The 15,347-nt window shown below is 67.5% G+C and carries 11 protein-coding genes; 4 read left to right on the top strand and 7 right to left on the bottom strand.

Going from position 1 to position 15,347, the window contains the following annotated elements; translation table 11 throughout:
- Positions 1–412 (bottom strand): hypothetical protein (locus NMK44_RS31395; RefSeq protein ID WP_254749546.1); only part of this gene is annotated, 412 nt, incomplete at its 3' end.
- A 995-nt stretch (positions 413–1,407) separates the two neighbouring features.
- On the opposite strand from NMK44_RS31395, the gene NMK44_RS31390 reads away from it, so the two are divergent.
- Positions 1,408–2,628, top strand: a complete 1,221-nt coding sequence (locus tag NMK44_RS31390) for a hypothetical protein (protein WP_254749544.1) — start codon at positions 1,408–1,410, stop codon at positions 2,626–2,628.
- Here NMK44_RS31390 and NMK44_RS31385 read toward each other — a convergent pair.
- Both NMK44_RS31385 and NMK44_RS31380 read right to left on the bottom strand, forming a co-directional pair.
- Entirely contained in the window at positions 2,562–3,482 is a 921-nt protein-coding gene (locus NMK44_RS31385) for a zeta toxin family protein (protein ID WP_302888865.1), read from the bottom strand. The genes NMK44_RS31390 and NMK44_RS31385 overlap by 67 nt on opposite strands.
- Positions 3,483–3,713: 231 nt before the next feature.
- The gene (locus tag NMK44_RS31380; RefSeq protein ID WP_254749534.1) at positions 3,714–4,445 is read right to left on the bottom strand and encodes a hypothetical protein; all 732 of its coding nucleotides are present in this window, start codon (positions 4,443–4,445) and stop codon (positions 3,714–3,716) included.
- A 430-nt stretch (positions 4,446–4,875) separates the two neighbouring features.
- On the opposite strand from NMK44_RS31380, the gene NMK44_RS31375 reads away from it, so the two are divergent.
- The gene (locus tag NMK44_RS31375; protein ID WP_254749522.1) at positions 4,876–6,213 is read left to right on the top strand and encodes an LGFP repeat-containing protein; all 1,338 of its coding nucleotides are present in this window, start codon (positions 4,876–4,878) and stop codon (positions 6,211–6,213) included.
- A 342-nt stretch (positions 6,214–6,555) separates the two neighbouring features.
- On the opposite strand, the gene NMK44_RS31370 is transcribed toward NMK44_RS31375, so the two are convergent.
- Complete coding sequence (locus tag NMK44_RS31370) at positions 6,556–8,379, bottom strand: hypothetical protein (RefSeq protein WP_254749520.1); 1,824 nt, start codon at positions 8,377–8,379, stop codon at positions 6,556–6,558.
- A 283-nt stretch (positions 8,380–8,662) separates the two neighbouring features.
- Between NMK44_RS31370 and NMK44_RS31365 the strand changes: the two genes are divergently transcribed.
- Positions 8,663–10,267 (top strand): tectonin domain-containing protein, encoded by a 1,605-nt coding sequence (locus tag NMK44_RS31365; RefSeq protein ID WP_254749518.1) that lies wholly within the window; start codon positions 8,663–8,665, stop codon positions 10,265–10,267.
- Between the two features lie 760 nt (positions 10,268–11,027).
- On the opposite strand, the gene NMK44_RS31360 is transcribed toward NMK44_RS31365, so the two are convergent.
- Positions 11,028–12,263 (bottom strand): amidohydrolase family protein, encoded by a 1,236-nt coding sequence (locus tag NMK44_RS31360; protein WP_254749516.1) that lies wholly within the window; start codon positions 12,261–12,263, stop codon positions 11,028–11,030.
- Between the two features lie 91 nt (positions 12,264–12,354).
- Here NMK44_RS31360 and NMK44_RS31355 point away from each other — a divergent pair, with 91 nt between their 5' ends.
- Positions 12,355–12,822, top strand: coding sequence for a MarR family winged helix-turn-helix transcriptional regulator (locus NMK44_RS31355; protein WP_254749514.1), 468 nt, complete (start codon positions 12,355–12,357; stop codon positions 12,820–12,822).
- A 249-nt stretch (positions 12,823–13,071) separates the two neighbouring features.
- Here NMK44_RS31355 and NMK44_RS42220 read toward each other — a convergent pair whose 3' ends face one another.
- Together NMK44_RS42220 and NMK44_RS31350 are read right to left on the bottom strand one after the other, a co-directional pair.
- Complete coding sequence (locus NMK44_RS42220; protein ID WP_302888843.1) at positions 13,072–13,197, bottom strand: hypothetical protein; 126 nt, start codon at positions 13,195–13,197, stop codon at positions 13,072–13,074.
- Positions 13,198–13,585: 388 nt separating this feature from the next.
- Positions 13,586–15,118, bottom strand: a complete 1,533-nt coding sequence (locus NMK44_RS31350) for an ATP-binding protein (protein ID WP_254749512.1) — start codon at positions 15,116–15,118, stop codon at positions 13,586–13,588.
- Between the last annotated feature and the right edge of the window lie 229 nt (positions 15,119–15,347).

Here is a 15,347-nt window from a genome sequence, read left to right as displayed (position 1 = left end):
GATTGGTGAAGCGCAGCGCCCACTTATTGGTACACCGGCCCTTTGCTCCGTGCCTGGTGATCGTGGTCTCGAAGAAGGACTCGCCGAGCTTCCAATAGTTGACTGGGGCGAGCTTTTTCGTGGGAAACTTCGATTCGTGCTGCTTGCAGGAGCCGCCCTTGCTGGCCTTGCCGCCGATGAATGCCTTCTTGCCGTCACCCCAGAGGCGGTAGGCAGAGACGTCCGCCTGATTGCCCCATGAAGGCAGGCCCGTTTCGCCGTAGCTGTAGTTGATGGCGACGATGTCGGCTGATCCCGTCAACCGTCTCTGGCCGTTGACGGTGCGATAGGTCGTGTAGCGGATTCCGGAGACCAGGCACACTGCCTCGCGTTTACCCCTGAGCTCGGCTGCACACCAACTCGGCGGATTCACACCTGCCCTCAGTCCACGTCCTCTGCGGACCTGAAGTGGCATCTCAGAATCCGAGATCGCACGAGTGCAGCTCTCTTTCCCCCCAGCGTCCAAAGCGGAACAGCTCTCACCCATCTGGACGCTGCTGCGCTGCCCAGGCTTCACTGAAGGCCCCGCAGCGGGACCCGACACGGGAACCGGCCGAGGCTTCACATACTGCGATCTGACTTCCTGATGCCCACTCAAGGACGCAGCGCCCACTGGTTCAGCTGGAAGTGTCACGGCCAGAGCAGCCGCCGCAGACACAGCGGATAACAGAAATGTCCTCAAATGCAAAACAACCCCTCCCCCTGAAAATGGAGGCTGCCCGCGTGAGCCCCCATCAGATGCCGCGATCCCATCACGGCCACCAGAGCAGTAACAGGCAACTATCAGCCACCAATAATTCTCAGGAGATACCGGCCAATGTCCCCAAGCCGCATACACCACGGCGCGTCGGCTTGACCTACCCAATAGCACCGAATAGAGATTCGTTAAACTCAAAAACAAAGGCATCGCTGCGGGCGCGCATGTACCGCCGCAGACCCATCTGGGTTCGGAGCTCGGCGGCGTCGGCGAATCGCGACGTCGAGCTGGCGCTCGACGTCGTCCAAGCGGGCCGGGCTCGCCACCGAAGCCGCAGCGCCGCCACGTGGGAAGCCCCGGCCTGCGCCGACAAGCCGCTCCGACAGGAGCCAGCCGCAGCAGGCGCACCCAGACCTGTGTGAGGACTGCCAGAGCCGGGCCGTCACAGCCCAGCAGCAGGCTGACGCCGACGAACGCGAGCGCCAGGAGCAGGAGCGCCGCCGCTAGGAGCAGGAAGCCGAGCCGACCGCGCAGAAGTCCGGCGGTTGGCTCTCCCGCTTCCGCACCTGACCTGGGGCAGACCCCGGCACTGGCTGCTGCTGTGCTGTTGGGCGGTGTCGAAGCCGGTAGCAGGTGGGTAGCTCTGGGGCACATCGACTGGAGGGGCGGGGATGGGGAAGGCGAGCCGGGGTAAGAAGGAGCGCGGCCGGGACCGTTCAAATGAGTGGACCACAAGCAAGGCCGCAACGACGGCGTCCAGGATGCGGGCGGAGACCCTTCGTCACCTGCCGGGCAACCCATGGGTGCGAATGATGGTCAGCTCCAACATCAACCATGTGCTGGGCGACATGTACCGGGTTCTGCTCAACAGCGATGCGCCCCGGAATTCCGAGTGGGATGTGGCCTGCTCGATGGTGCTGGGCAAGCTGGGCAAGAAGCCACCCTGGCCCGCCAGCCCGGACGCGGCCGCAGAGTGGCAGTTGGCGCAGCATCTCGAGGTGCTGAGTTCGGCAGAACTCATGGTGATCTCACCTTCTGCCCACGCCGCTGTGATGGCGGCCGCGGCCACGCTGGAACCCGGTGACCTCAGCACCCTCTCCCGAGACCGGGACATCGTGACCCCCATGGGCCTTCTCGTGTTGCCCGAGCCGGTGGTGTGCGTCAACAGAACCGGAACAGTCTCCGACACGGCCGCCTTCGGCTGGCAGTTCGTCACCCAACACCAGATACTCCCTGCCGCCACCTATGACGGAGTACGCATCAGCACGTTCATGGACCGGGACGGCCCCGTCCAACCCGCCGAGTGGCGCGCAGCAGTAACGAACGCCCGCGCCAGCGGCCACCCCATCCCAAGGCTCGTCCCTGACGGCATGTACGGGATGCGCGGCGATGCGGCCGTGACGGCCATCGACGAGTCCACTGAACTACTGACAGAGCAGCACAATCTGTTGCAGACGGCCCTCACGCAAGCCTCCGCATGGCGGGCTCAGCCGACCGGCGACATCGGCGAGTGGACAGGCGGCCGCATCGACGATCCGAACGACGACTTCGCCTGCCGCTACATGTTCGGCTTCTGGCGACTCGTCGCCCAAGGCGTCACCACCACCCAACCCGTGGCCACGCCGCTCACCGCCCCGTCAGGACGCCCGGACGACCCCGACATCCGGGTGGTGCGCCTGACCCAGCAGATCCCTTCGCAGCGTGCGAAAGAGGCGGGAGTGGAGAAGCAGGCACGGACCTATCATCACCGCTGGCCTGTGCGGATGCACAAGGTCCGGCAGTGGTACCCCTCCGCCCAGGAACACCGCCTCATCTGGCGCGGCCCCTACATCAAGGGCCCTGCTGACGCACCTCTCATGTTGGGCGAGAAAGTGTATGTGGCAGACTGCTGAGACGCCGACTGGGCGCCTTGCCCGACCCAGCGACGATGCCGACGCCGTTGGCGCGGACCGGGTCGGCGGCCAGGTCGTCGAGGGCGGACAGAGTGTCCTCCGGGGTGAACGGCGCGAGACGTCGGGTCCGGGCAGCGCGAAGAGAAGCCAACTGGGCCCTTCCTCGCGCCCGTACCTGGTCGGAGTCGACCCCGACCAGGTCGGCCATCGCCAGCTGGGCGGGTATCTCCGGCTTGACGCCCTCTCCCACCGGGCGACTTTCTCGCGGCGGAAGGCCATGTTCCCGTGGCCGAGCTCTGTGGTCCGCTCGGCCACCGCCTTGGCAGGGGTGGCGAGGCTGTGGCCACCCGCGGCACGCTCGGGATGCCTCCCGACGTGCTGAACAACTGCTGCTGTCGTGAGACGCGACCACGCCGGTGGTCAGGCGTACAGGGAGTGGAGGAGCCAAGCCCGCGGCTACAGCGACCAGCCACAGACGTAGCCTCAAAGTCCCCCTGCCCGGTCGATGGGCTGAGCCCGCGGCTAGCCTCACGCCCGCTCAGCCTCCGCACACAGGTGTCGTGGTTCTCCCACGACACGAACCGGAACTCGGTGAGGAAACGCTTCGCGGTCCCGAGCTGGCTCAGGGTCTCTGCTGTCGCCAGCATTACCACCTCAAGCCGGGTACCGAAGCGTCGGTATGCGGCAGAAGAGGCCCGGAACTCCTTGGGATCGGCCAGCGCCGACTCGACCACCGCGTCCAGGCGCTGGGCACGGACGTACTCCTCCACGGCTGCCTGCCAACTACGCGTATCGAATCTGCCTCTCGGATCCTCATAACCCGCCTGACGACTGGACTCGTTTCGGGGCGTCAGCCGATCTGCGGGTGGTGCACCCGAACCGGGAGCAAGGCGTGAGGCGGGGCTGGCCTAATCCGTGTGTTCCTTGCGCTGCCAGCGGCTCCAGGCTGGCGCGGCTCCCCAGGCGATGGCGGCCACGATGAGACCGGCGATGACGTTCTCGATGATGTTGTTCACGGGCATGCCTCCCAGGCGTCGGGCGGCCTGCTGACCGGGCGACACCAGGTTGTCGGGCGTTGGGTGGAGTTAGCGGGTCATGAGTCCGGCAGGCAGTCGTGGGTGTCGCAGGAAGACGCGGGCTTCTCGTCGCACGGGAATCTCGCGGGCGAAGTTCGGTGCGAGTTCGGTGCGGTGCCGGACCGCCTGTGGTAGGTGCCGAGCTGGCCTGAAGCCGAGCATCCTGGAGAAGGCACTCCACGCACGGGAGTCGGCGTTGGGACCGGTCGCCGCGTGGTGGGCGGCGAGGAGATGTGCGGCGAGCGCGTCACCGGCGCCGGCGGCGAAGCGCCACCAGTAGGTCGCCGACTCGCGCTTGTCGAGGCTGTAGAGCAGGCATCCGAAGGTTCGGGCGCCGGCCTCGTCGTAGTCGGCCGCGAAAGCATCAAGGGTGTCGATCTCCACAGAGCGCAGGACGGTACTGCACAGCTCGGTCACGTAGCTGAAGGCGAGGTACTGGCTGGCCTTCAGGTCAAACGGGTTGATGGGGGTGGGGCGACGTCGGCGTGAGCGCGGCCGTTGAAGCGGCCGCCCAGCCGGCCGGACCGTCCGCGAGGGCGGCCCGGCGGTCGGCGGCGCCACCTGGGCGATCTCCGCGGTCTCCTCCGTGTAGGCGGCCGGGCCCGCGGACGCGTACTGCACCCGTGTGGGCCGCTTGGCCTCGGACGCGATCCGCGCCGCCAGACGCTGCATGAAGCTCTCGGTGCTGTGGAGCATGACCTGCGCGCGGATCGCCTCCGCCTGGCGAGCCAGTAGTTCCACCGCGCCCTCCGCCCCCTCCCCGCCCAGAGACTGCTCCGGCCCGACGGGATCGCTACGATGTCGTCTCTGCGCGACACAGCGCCCCTCCGCCTTCCGGGACAGGGTCTGCGCGGCACCGTTGGCATTGTGCGCCGCCTTCCAGGACCCGAGCTGTGCTGTTCGGTAACCGCACCGAGTTGTCCAACGTTAAGTCCCTCGGAGGGGTTCGTCATCCTCGACGGCACCCTGATGGTCAGCAAACGCATCGCAGCGGATGAGCCGTACTACCGCGGTACCAGCCGAATCGGTCACACTGTTGCCGCCGTTCACGCCATCGATCCTGCTGTGCTGCCCTAGCTTCGGGAGTCGGGGATACGTCACTTTTCTGGTGCCCCCCAGCTCCCATAGGGTCCTCGAATTCCCCCAGCCTCAGAAAGTTAGGTGATCTTTGATGGCGCGCATCAAAGCACTGCGTCGTAGTGGCTTACTTGCAGCAACGGCTTTGACCGCGACGGTCGCGTTACCGACCCCGGCGAAGGCCGACAACCAGTACTGCGGTCGCCCGTACTGGGTTAAAGGCGCGATCCAGGCCAAGTACGACGAGATGGACGGCCCCGACAGCCCGCTCGGATGCCCGACGTCGAATGAGCAGACCACTCCGAACGGACGTGGCAAGTACACGACCTTCGATAGCGGTTCGATCTACTGGACCTCTGGCACGGGTGCTCATCCGGTATGGGGCAAGGTCAGGGAGAAGTGGGGCCAGCTGGGCTGGGAAGGCGGCGCGCTCGGATTCTCGAAGAGCGACGAATTCACCAATCCGGATGGTGTCGGCAAGCGCCAAGAGTACGAGGGTGGCACGATCTACTGGCACCCGAGCCGCTCCAACGGCGCATACCCTGTCTGGGGCAAGATCGGGGAGAAGTGGGGCGCCGCGGACTGGGAGAATGGCCCGTACGGCTACCCCGTCACCGACGAGGCCCCGGGGTTACGCCCGGAGGACGGGTACTCGCAGCAGTTCGAGAACGGGCCGATCGGGTGGGCTCCGGGGGAGGCCAATAATCCGCAGTGGCAGCGGGCGAAGGCCAAGCACATTGACGGCAACGCAAACTCGGGCGACCAGGCACAGAGCGCGACCCTGCTGTCCAAGGGACCCGACCGTGGGGTCGTTCTGGTGCGTGGCTTCATCGCCAACACCACCGGGTTTTACGACCGGATCGGCGAGCACCGCTCGTTCAGCACCGACCCGGAGGCTGGCGCCAAGGGAACCATCGCCTGGGACACCGCCACGGGGCAGGTGGGGGTCTATATCGAGCACTCGTGCGTCCAGGGAGTCAAGTGCTGGGACGCGAAGCCGCTGGTCCGCACGCCGCACGCGAAGGAGAACACCGACAGCAATGACATCGAGCAGAAGGAGTACTGGGTCGAGCCGTACGGCAAGGGGGGTACCCGCGTCGACGTGTCGCTGGTGAACGGGTTCGCCGAGTCCTGGCAACCCGAATTGGCCAATGCCGGGAGGATCAACGCGACCTTCTGGCTGACCCCGCGTCAGTACGACCCGGACAAGACCATCAACGACACCGAGACATTCGACGTCAGGACGACCAAGGACAGGTTCCCCTCATGGGAGGTCCTGCGCTATCGCCACCTGAAGCCGACCTCCAGCGCACCCGAGGTGAGCTGGATGGGCCGTGTCGGACAGACCGAAATCGGAGACCTGAAGGGTGTCCAGCACACCTGCACGCGAATTGGCGTGGACTCCGACGACCCCTCGATGAACTGCAATTGAGAACCAGGGCATCCGTCTACCTCGCCCTGCTCCGGACCGCTCGCTGAGTGGCCCACCCCGTCTGATGAGGGCGGATATAGGTGGTCGCGGTCTGCTCGTGGCGGTGCCTAACCGCTGGCTGAGGAGGCTGAGTCACGGTGACGTGGCCCAGCCTCCTCAGAACCGAAGGTGCCTGCTTTCAGGCGTCACGGCCCGAGCAAACCGCCACCACCCTGTACCAGGCTGCTCCGGACCCCCTCACAGAGGTAGTCGGGCGTCTCCCACTTCATTACCACCCCCGCTGAGCTGCGAAAACGAGGGGCGCCGTGTACGGGCCCTCCTCGCGTGGGCGGTGGGCCTGTGTCAGTTCGTCCGGGTGAAGGTGAACGACCGGGGTGCTGCGCCGTTGGTGGACGCGATCCACTGCACGTGCATCGTGTTTCCCTGCGGCCGGTGCATGACGCGTGTCGGGGTCTGGGTGCAGAAGCCGTCTGGTTCGGAGGAGGTGACGGTTTCCGGGCCGAACCGCAGTGTGCTGTCAACGGAGGCGAGTACGGAGAAGCCCCGGCAGTGGTGGACATCCCCGTCCCAGGCGAACTCGGCACGGGCATGGCCCGGGGTTCCCTGACGGATGGTGAGGCGGACGGAGGAGGTGGGGTCGTTGCCGTCCTGGGCTTGCCAGGTTCCCAGGTAGGGGGTGGGGATGGTCTGGGTTGTGGGGGTTGCGCGGTGGAGTTTGAAGGTGGTTCCTGCGGTCTCGAGGGTGAGGGTGGTTTTGCCTCGGTGCCGGAGGGTGAGGTGGCCGGTGGTGGCGCAGAGGTTGTCGGGGATGGTGGTGACGGGTTCTGGTGCGAGGATGAGGTGTGTGCCAGTGGTGATGAGAGTGCCCTTCGACTGGCACAGGGCGTTGGTCGAGGAAGTCAGGATGTCGGCGATCTGGGTACCGACGGGGCCTTTGCGGATCACGAACCTGTGCAGGGTGGCTGCGCCTTCGCCGGGCTCGTTGGATTCGCCTTCCCACGTGCCGATGAAGGTGTCCGGCACGGACGTCGTGCTGGCGGTGTTGCGGGCCCGAGGTGATGAGGTGGCGCTTGCTGAGGAGCTGGAGGAAGGCGAGCGCGATGCGGGCTGAGAGGGGCTCGGCGGGGAGGCGTTCGGGGTCGCGGTGGCGGGCAGGGGCTGGTGGGCCTGGTGGTTAGGGGGGTGCTTGGTGTCGCGCATGTTCAGGGTGGTGACGACGGCTGCGCTCGTGGCGACGGCGGTGAGCGCAACCGCGACCGCCACGACCACGAGGGTGCGCCTCCGGTGCGGCCGCTCCCGCGGCGGGGCGGCGGGCTGGCTTTCGGGCAGGGCGGCGGGCTGCTCCGTGGCGGGTTGGGTGGCGGCGACGAGGGCGGTGTCCGCGCCTACGGACCGGGCGGTGAGCAGTCGGACCGCGGCGTACTGCTCGGCCAGCGCTGCGCGGGAGACGGCGAGCACGGTGGCGGCCTCGTGTGAGGCCTGTGCGTTGTGGACGGGCAGGAGAGCGCCGGTGCCGTGGGTGGATGCGGTGCCTTCCAGGGCGGGGGGAGTGCCGGGTACCGCGCCGGTGGCCGGTTCCTCTGCGGTCACTTGATCCCGTACGCCGCTAACGGTGGTGTGGATCACGCGGATCAGGTCCAGCCGGTCGTGCGCTTCGCGCAGGTATCCGGTGGCCACGGCGGGGTCCGGGACGGCAGGGCCCGCAGCGGCGGCGTCGGTGGAGGCGGTCAGGGGGGCTTGCATCTGCAGGCCGGCGATGACGCCGAGCAGGATGTGGACAAGGCGCTCAGCGTCCTCGAGCGTCGCGGACGCCTGTGCTGCCGCCTGGAGCGGAGTGACCTCCCCGCCGAGGTGCGCCGGCTGTGCAAGGGGCGGCGGTTGCAGGGCGGCGGTGGCCTGGGCATGGAGTCGCTGGGCCTGTTCCCACCGCACGGTGCGGGTGCGTTCATCGCGGACCGCATCGTCGACCAGGCGCTTGAGCAGGTGCAGGTGGATCGTCTTGATTCCGGCACGGTACTCGCCCCAGCTCGTCTTGCTGATCTTGTACCGCTCGGCGAGCTCGCGGACCGTGAACTCCTTCGTCAGCTCGCGCACGAACACCGCTAACGCGTTGGCCTGATCGGTCTGCCCCTTGGGCCCGCCCTGCGGACGTCCAGCCTTCGCCACCGTGGGCCCCCGTAGTTGTCCGCGTTGTCCGCCGCGTGCAAGCACATCACCTGCAGGCATACGAAACCGCTGTTGATGGACAATCAGACCAGACCACACCGTGGGAGCTCCAGCACTTCCCAGACAAACCCTGGAGCAACCCGTGACCCGTCCTCTCTCCCGAGTCCGGCCCCGGAAGTCCGGACTCGGCAAACCCCCTGCGGTTCCGCGTCGCATAGGCGTCATCGTGTCCGGCTCGAGCACTGCCGGGATCCGGTCTTTCCCGCGTCACCATCCCTGCGTAGTGGTCGCACTCGTCCGCCGCGTGTGTGTGCTGCTGGCCGCTGTGCTGGCCCTGGGCCTCCTCACCGCCACGCCGTCCCTCGCGGACGAGCAAGCTGGCCAGGAGGCGTCGTCCCCGGCGGCAACCGACACCGCAGGGGTGCTGGCAGTCACCGGGCGGGACCGCGTGTACGCACTGGCGGCGAACCGGGGCTCAGTGTGGCAGCGCACCGGCAACGGCACCGCGTGGGAACGGATCGGGGGTGCCGCAAAGCGCATCTACGCGGGGAAGGCCGGGCTGTTCGCGATCAGCCCCGACGGCAGCTCCGTCTGGCGGTACGACGGCGAGCCCGACTCCTGGACGGGGGTCGGCGGCGCGTACGCCGAACTGGCCATCACCGGCGACGACGTGTACGGCCTGAGCGACGACCGCACCTATGTGCGCAAGTGGGACGGCCACAGGAACTGGCAGGGCATCGGCGGGGCGGCTCAACACATCTACGCGGGCGAGGCGGGACTATTCGCCACCAGCCGGAGCGACGGCGCCATCCAAAAGTACAGCGGCACCCCGTACGCGTGGGACCGCGTCGGTGGGCCGGGGGCGGACTTCGCCGTCAGCGACGAGCACCTCTACGGCGTGACGCCGGACGGTTCGGCCGTGTACCAGTGGTCGGGCAAGGGAGAGGAATGGGCTCGGATCGGCGGCCCGGCGAAGAGCCTCCACGCCGGCGGCGCCGGGCTGTTCGCCACCGACCCGGCTGACGGCAGTCTGCAGGCGTACAGCGGCGAGCCCAACGTCTGGACGCCTGCGGGCGGCCCCGGCCTGACCTTCGGCGTCAGCGACGAGCATGTGTACGGCGTCTCACCTGACGGCCATGATGTCCTGCGCTGGAATGGGGAGGGCACATCGTGGTCGATGACCGGCGGCCCGTCCGAGCGGTTCTACGAGCGGGCCAAGTACACCGGCTTCGACAGCGCCCCACCCAAGGGCGCCAAACGTGTGCGGATCCAGGGGCAGCCGGGCCCGGACAACGGCATCATCATGGCCCGCTTCTTCATCCACACCGAGGAAGCCGCCTTCGGCACCCTGCACGGCGACGATCGGGGGCACTCCAAAGAGCCCGAGGCCGGGTACCGGATGGCCATGTTCTGGAACACAGCGACCGGAGAAGTGACCTTCACCGTGACCCAGTCGACCAAGACCACCCTCAGCAGGTCACTCGGTGTCCTCGACGGTAACTTCAGCGCCGACGTCCCGGCCCGGCCCATTCGCCAGGGCGATCCGAGCACGGAGGACACAGCGGATTGGCGCAACGTCATCGACGCCAGGCGTGTCGACGGTTCCGGCATCCATCTGAAGATCCGTGGCGTGAACAGTGTGCTCCCCGTCTTCGCCGTCGACACCGACCTCAGGATGGAGCTGACCGGGGAGGGCATTACCGTGCGTCGCTCGGGCGACTCCTACCCTGACTTCGAGGCCGTGCAGTACCGGCGGGACGCGGCTCCCGCATCCCTCGCGCGGGACGACATGGCGGCGGGCAACTTCTGGCTCAACGGGCTGCACGCAATGCCCGTCTTCCCCAACATCGATAGGACGTGGCTCAACGGGGACAGGACACAGGGCTGAGCCCCGGCCCGTAGACGCTGCCCCTTCCGTACGACGGGAAAAGCCCCCGGCGGGGCGCCGCAGAAGGCGGCGGCCCACCGGGGGCCTCATGCGCTAACGACTCCCTTGCCGACGCCATCGGCGCGCCGGGAGCCCGGCGATCACTCAGCGCTTGGACGGGATCGAGCGTGCTGTCGGTGAGCCGGGAGACGCGCCGATCACTCAGCGCTTGGACGCGATCGAGCGTGTCCTGTTCGCCCTCGCCCGCGCCCAGGGGATTGACCCCGGCAGCGCCTCCTGAACCATGGGCCTACGATCCGACAGTACGATGATCATGTGACAGTCCGCCGCATTCTTGGCACTGGCCCGCAGGACGCGCACAGCATTCGTGCCGCCCAGGCCGACCTTCTGAATGACCTGCCTGGTGTCCGCCTCCCTGACCTTGGCGAACTGCGGGCCCGTGGAGTGCTCGGAGCCCAACGTCCAGCACCCCGGGAGCCGCGCCGGGCCCTCGGAGCGGGCGCGACGACCAACTCGGTTCCCTCGTCCGACGACGATCAGTAGGGCAGGCAGCGGCGGCACCTCGTTGCCTCCATGGGCCCGCCCCTGGCCACGGCGCTGTCTCACGTCTCGAGGCGACGGCGCCGCCGAAGTAGTGGGCGTGGACATCGATGCGGTGTGCGGGCATGGCGCCGTCACCTCGCTGCGTGAAGGAGGGGAAGGAGTGCGAAAACGGATAGGGCCGGGCCCTTTGGGGCCCAGCTATGGAACTGTGACGGGTTCAGGCGGCCAGGCGGGTGCCGCGGCGCCACACCCCGCGGGTGTTGAGGGTGTCGGAGATGGTGGTGGTGGGATCACCGTCGACCAGGAGCAGGTCTGCGCGCAGGCCCTCGGCGATGCGGCCGCGGTCGGAGAGGTGGAAACGGCGGGCGGTCGTGGCTGTCGCCGCGCGCAGTGCGGACGCAGGGGTCAGTCCGGCTGCCACGAGGTGTTGCATCTCCTGGTGGACGCTGGCGCCGTGGGCGAGACCGCCGAGGAACGGCATGGGCTGGGAGACGTCGGTGCCCACCAGCAGGTCGACTCCGGCGTCGGCGAGGGCCTTGACGCTGTCCAGGACGTCCTGGAGCTTGCCCTGGGGGTAGTGGCCGAAGCAGGAGCGCAAGGTGGCGTCCCAATCGGTGTCCAGGCGGGAGGCCACGCGTGGGTCGTCGGCCAGCTGGTCGCCGGTGATGCCCATCATGGAGGCGTTCAGCACGGTGCAGGGCACGATGAATACCCCGGCGTCCTTGATCATCGTGATGATGTCGTCGGTGGCCGGTTCGACGAACAGGTGGACCAGGCCGTCGATGCCGGCCTCGATGGCCATGCGGGTGGCGTCGATGGTCAGCGTGTGGGCGACGGTCAGCGCGCCGTGCTTCTTGGCCGCGGTCACCCCGGCGTTCAAGGTGGCCTGGTCGAGCATGGGCAGGCCCGGGTGCCCCTCGACGCTGCCGTCGTCGATCATGAACTTGATGTAGTCCGAGCCGTGCGCGAGCAGCTGCGGGATGGACGCTGCCGCAGCCTCGGGGCTGGTGGCGTCAGGGTGGTAGGGCGGCTCGCCCCGGGGCCCGTCGCCCTGTCCGCTGCCGGCGGGCTTGCCCGGGTGGAAGTCCTCGGGGAACAGCTCGCTCGGGTGCCCGCCGGGCGGGGTCAGCGCAAAGCCGGACGAGCGCACATCGGCCACCGAGTCGTCTTCGCTGATCGGTGTGCGCCGGTCGCGGGTGTTCGCGCCCTGCATTTCCAGTTCGGTGGTGACACCGAACTTCAGGGCCAGCGCGAGCGAGGCACGGTCGGTGTGGACGTGTGCGTCGATCAGGCCCGGCAGCAGCGTCGCTCCGGTTCCGTCGATGATCCGGGCCCCGGCCGGGGCGCTGCCGCCGACCTGGACAATCCGGCCTCCTTCGATCACGACGGTGGTGACGCCGAGTGACTTCTCCCCGTCGAAGACCTGCGCGCCGGTGATGGCGGTAGTGCTCATGATCGTGCCTCGCTTCGGTGGACCAACCCAATAATCCATACCCTAAGTCATGTACATGCGCTACGCATGTCGATCTGGCGTGTCGTAGATTATGGGTGTGACCAGTCAAGGACAGCCTGCGCCCGCCGACGACGCGCTTCTCGACAACGTGGGCCCGGCGCTGTCCCGGTTGCGCAGGCGCGTGGGCTCCGGACGCGGGGACCTGACCCGCAACCTCGTCTTGAACGTGGTCAGCGACGCGGCAGGCCGGATCACGGTGGGGGGTGTCGCCGAGGAGATGGGCGTCGCTCAGCCGGTCGCCAGCCGTGCCATCGCTGCATGCCTAGCCGAGGGACTGCTCCGTCGCGTCGCTTCTCAGCAGGACGGGCGCAGCAGCCTGCTCGAACTCACCGACGAGGGAGAGTCCGCGCGCAGGGCCTACGCCACCGAGCAGCGTCGCGCTTTCGAGGAGATCACCGCGAACTGGGACAGCGCGGACCGCTTGCAATTCGCACGCTTCCTCACGCGCTACGGCCAGGACGCGAGCGCCTGGACAGCCCGACGCAAGTCCGAAGAATGAGCCGCCCGCTCGTTGAAGGCCGCAGCTGCCCCTGACCGTGCGAGCCGGCCCGGCCGCCCTCCGTCGCGGTCAGCCACTACTCCAGCACATCCGTCTTCTCCACTACGACCGAGGCCCTGGCTGACCTGTCAACAACGTTGGTGGGCAATACACCTAGGCGCGACCATGCAGGTTGTTAACGGGCTCAGTTCCTAGGCAGCCTGGTACTCGTGAAGCTCTGCCCGAAGAATGTGTTCTCCGGGCAGAGCTTCACGAGCAACATCGCCCTTGACTTTCCTGCTCAACCAGCCGCTGCACGTCGTGCTCGAACTCGCCCATCGCCTCGACGTCCACCCGGTAGACCTCGCCTCGTATGCCGCCGACGCCGACGACCACCCCCGCTACTTCGACGCCCAGTTCCCGACCGAGCCCGCTCCGGCACCGACACGGACGCCGTCGCTTTCCTCAACGCGCTCGCCCACGCCGGCCGCCCGCTCACTGCTGACTTCCTCGCTGAGTGCCTCGGCTGGGACCTCGACCGCGTCAGCGACGTCGTCGAGCGCGCCTGGGCCTACCCCCACCTCGCCGGGCCGTATGCGCTGCGGCGCGCGGCCCCCGCGCACTTCACTCCCAGCCCGCGCCTGGATGTCCTCACCGACCGGCAGATGAACTGGGTCCACCCCGCCAACCACGCCGAGCCGTGGCGTCACCCGAGCGATTCGCACTACTCCGGAGGAACGAGCACGCTCCGGGATGAGTGCATGAATTGTCGCCCGTCCCCACACTAACCGTGCAAGCGGGTCAGGAGTGGGGCGGCCATGTATCCGTGGTCCGAAGGCATCGAGACAAGGCTGAGGTCCGAAGGGATGGAGGACGTCAGATATGGGTTGGGCCGCTTGTGATTGATCCGCTGGGCATCCCTTGGGCTCAGACCCGGCCAGCAGACGAGGCAGCCGACCGCTTCGAGTAGTGGAACGTGCAAAGACTCCGGAATGTCATCGAGGAGCTGGAGGGTGAGGAGAACGCCGGCATGGGCGGCACGGAGACGCTGCACACCGCGGAGGCTCCCTGGAGTGATGGCTTGCGCGGCTACGTCGAGCACGAGGAAAGCGAAAGCAGTCTGGTCCGGGCGCGTGGCCGCGTAGGTGTTGAACTGGGCCAGGACGAGGCGGGCTGTGACATCAGAGGCCTTGGCGAAGCCGGAGGCGGGCAGGTCGATGCGGATGCGCTGAGGCTCTTGCAGGGCTGCGCCGAGAAGGAACGGCGGCGCATCGGTACAGGGAGTGAGGAGCGGCTCCAGTGTGGCGACCCGATCGCGCAGCAATGCCCTGATCATTTCACCGGCGTCGGTTTCTCGACCCCTCTTGTCGAGGACGCGCAGATGTGAATCCTGACCGGCGGCTTCGAGAGCATTGCGGAGCGAGTCGATCGCGTCCTGGCTGCCGTTGAGGAGTTCGTGGAGCTCTGACACGTGAGGGAAGCGGTGATGAGCTGCCTGGAATGGCCCGAGGAGTTCGGCGAGTGCGGTCGCGGCGCGCGGGACGGCGTGAGCCATGGGGCCGGTGGTACTGGGCAGGTCACCGACCAGAGCCTCGGCGAGGATGGTTGCCGCTTGCTGGGAGTCGTCGGTGCCCCCGTAGATATCGAAGTCATGCAGTGATCGAGGGTCGCCCGGCCTGATGACGATGTCGAAGGCGTCGTCCGGCACGGCGGGCTCCGTTCCTGTTCCCACAGCGATGATGGTCGTTGTTCGGGCGAGTGCCTGCAGACACAGCGCTTCGATGATGGGGCGGACCAGTTGAGTAGTCTGTCCCGAGCGGGAAGGCCCAATTGCCAGAACGGAAGTCCCCAGCTCGGCAGGGCTCAGGGCGAGACCGAAGCCACCGTGCGCGGGCGTGTCGCCCGGCTCCTGGACCGCGGTACCGATCCGCACCTGCCCGGTCATCAGGTCGTGCGCCGCGGTCCGCCGTGGCAGATCTCGCGCGCCGGAAGGGTGCGTCCACGCGGCGGCGCCGAGCCGGAGGACGGTGTCGGTGAAGTCTGCCAGTGGCATCCGGCCGATTCGCACCATAGTCCACGAGTGGGCGATGCGCGCAAAATCCACATCACTCATCGACCCGGAGCGGGCATCGGAGATCAGCCGGTCCGCAGCGGCATGCGCACCTGCCGCACGAAGTTCGGGCCATTGGGCCAAGCCACTGGGCGATGTGGGCCCCGACTGTCCGGGAACGGGGTCCCACAGGCGCTTCGAGGCCGGCAACACATAGCGGCGCCATACCTGGCGCCAGCCTCCGAGCCAGCCGAAGAACGTGGCCACTAAACCCAGGAGTAGAACGTAGTAACCACGGACGACCTATATCAGCTCACTGACGTCCGTGGGGTTTTCGAGCGCGTATTTCAAAGGGGCGTACCAGATGCTTCCGAGATACCCGTTATTGATCAGGCCCCACACGAGCCAGGTGCACACGACTCCGGTGAACGCGCGCACCACGAGCCACCCGCCAGGTGTCGAGGCCCTTTTGACATGTAACCCGTACCGCCACACC

The organism is Streptomyces cucumeris, assembly GCF_024295805.1.
GTDB lineage: Bacteria > Actinomycetota > Actinomycetes > Streptomycetales > Streptomycetaceae > Streptomyces > Streptomyces cucumeris.
The sequence above is the reverse complement of the archived record's forward strand: the minus strand, read 5'-3'. Positions and strand labels throughout refer to the sequence as shown.